At 62.6% G+C, this 1,877-nt stretch carries 3 protein-coding genes; 1 reads left to right on the forward strand and 2 read right to left on the reverse strand.

Annotated features, from left to right (window positions below):
• The first annotated feature begins 226 nt into the window (after nt 1-226).
• The gene (locus ACWEMY_RS29210; RefSeq protein ID WP_452392602.1) at nt 227-406 is read left to right on the forward strand and encodes a hypothetical protein; all 180 of its coding nucleotides are present in this window, start codon (nt 227-229) and stop codon (nt 404-406) included.
• Nucleotides 407-475: 69 nt separating this feature from the next.
• Here ACWEMY_RS29210 and ACWEMY_RS29215 read toward each other — a convergent pair whose 3' ends face one another.
• Both ACWEMY_RS29215 and ACWEMY_RS29220 read right to left on the reverse strand, forming a co-directional pair.
• On the reverse strand, nt 476-874 hold the full coding sequence (locus tag ACWEMY_RS29215) for a hypothetical protein (protein ID WP_452392603.1): 399 nt from the start codon (nt 872-874) through the stop codon (nt 476-478).
• Between the two features lie 59 nt (nt 875-933).
• Nucleotides 934-1,773 (reverse strand): phage major capsid protein, encoded by an 840-nt coding sequence (locus ACWEMY_RS29220; RefSeq protein ID WP_452392604.1) that lies wholly within the window; start codon nt 1,771-1,773, stop codon nt 934-936.
• Nucleotides 1,774-1,877: the final 104 nt, after the last annotated feature.

Raw genomic sequence — 1,877 nt, forward strand, 5'->3', positions numbered from 1 at the left:
ACAACTCGTCATCTACGATCCAGGGTGCTGCCACGACGAAACATCCTGCACGACAGCGGGTCTCACCGCTACATGACCGAACCCGTTAGGGGATCATAGCGCGATACAACCCGCGAAGTGACCCCGAGCAGATCTGCGCATTCAGTGATGGTCATGGTCAACGATACGAGAGCACCGCTGGCGTGTCGCCCCTGACCAGCGGCAATGCGGATGAGATCCTGACCCGATGGAAATCAGCATCAAGGTCTTCGACCCGGAACGCGGCGCCAAGGAAGAGATGATCCGCGGCGCTATCACCAGCTATTCGTTCGAAGCAGATGGCATCCTAAAAACCCGCGCCGACGATGGAAGCGTGCAGTACTACAGCCCGGCCTACTGGCAGAAGGTCACAGTTACTAACGACTGAGCGAAACCGGGTGACACGGGAGCGTCGTTGATCCCCTCACGTCTTCGTGAGCGCCACCCGGCCCCGAGCTCACCCGAGCAGGAACGGGTGTGTGGTGCCCAGCGATCCGGTATCCCAAGTCGCGATGGTCGATGCCTTGCCGGTGTCGGCCTGACCACACACCGCCTGTAAATCCTCGATCTCATCGGGACGCCATCGCCCGCCCGCATAGCTGCTGTTCGTCTGCGCATAATCACCGGCCGACTGTTGAGTGACCCCGCCTGAACCCGTTTCGTACCAACGCAGTACGACCATGCGCATGGTCGAACGCACCAGTTCGGATTGATCAGCGTCCGCGTCGAGCGTGCTCAGGCATGGCGCGATCGTCTTGGCCTTCGCCCACACCGACCAGATCATGGCGTCGGCGAGTGGCTCGTCGAGGTCGGGCTCGAACACCTTCAGGTCGGCCCATGTCAGTGGATTCTCCATGTTCGGTCCTTAGAAAAAGAGAGGCCCCACACTGCCGGGTATGCAGGGCCTCTCGGGAATTATTCGCCGATGGTGAACTTGCCCAGCCGATCCGGGCGCGGGACCGTATGACCGGTACGCCAGGTAGCGCGCAGCCCGATCGAGTCGCTGGCGAAGTAGGCCTCAGTGCTGGTCGCCAGCAGGATCGACCCGACGGCGGAAATCACCGCGGACTTGTCGATCACGAGCCCGGTACTTGCCGGCATCGCGTTGGACACCAACGTCGGCAGGCTCAGAAGCAGTGCCTGAGCATCGGTCGTACCCGCACCGAGCAGCGACTGATTGGAACCCGTCGCGGTCTTGAGTTTGCGCAACTCGGCCCAACCCAGGGGATCGAGAATCAGATGCGTCGGCGTGGCGTCGTTCGCCTGCAACTCCGCAACGAGGTCCACGAGCGCGTCTAGCGACCCGGTGACCGCATCGCCGGCAACGATGCCCGACACATTGACCAAGCCCGCCACGGGGGCGACAGCCGGGGATGTGGGCGCAACCTGGGACAGGAACGCCTGATTGGCCTTTTTGGTGATGGCACGCTGGACCGACGAGGCCAGCATGTCAGCGGTGCCGTTCTGCGCGTACTGCTCGCGAGACAGGCGCACGAGCTGAGTGATCTTGGCGGTGTGGATCAACGCCTCGGCGAGGTCGGGGTCTCCCTCGGGGATCGCCGATCCCTCGGCGGTGAACTGCGCGTCATCGTCGTCCACGTACGCGACGCGAACCACGGGCGAATCACCTTCGACTGAACCGGCGATGGTCGATACCTGCATGATCAGCGCCTCGGGCACCACGTCGTCGGGTGCGAACGCCTGCAGATCCGGGGCCCACGCCTTGGCGGAAGTAGTGGTGGTTTCGGTAGCCATTTCGGCCTCCTAAGATCCCCTAACGGGTTCGGTCATGTAGCGGTGAGACCCGCTGTCGTGCAGGATGTTTCGTCGTGGCAGCACCCTGGATCGTAGATGACGAG

The organism is Nocardia sp. NPDC004415 (assembly GCF_053602435.1).

Excerpts from the sequence above, each read along its gene's own strand:
- ACWEMY_RS29210 (WP_452392602.1), top strand. The coding sequence starts at position 227 with ATGGAAATCAGCATCAAGGTCTTCGACCCGGAACGCGGCGCCAAGGAA.
- ACWEMY_RS29215 (WP_452392603.1), bottom strand. The coding sequence starts at position 874 with ATGGAGAATCCACTGACATGGGCCGACCTGAAGGTGTTCGAGCCCGAC.
- ACWEMY_RS29220 (WP_452392604.1), bottom strand. The coding sequence starts at position 1,773 with ATGGCTACCGAAACCACCACTACTTCCGCCAAGGCGTGGGCCCCGGAT.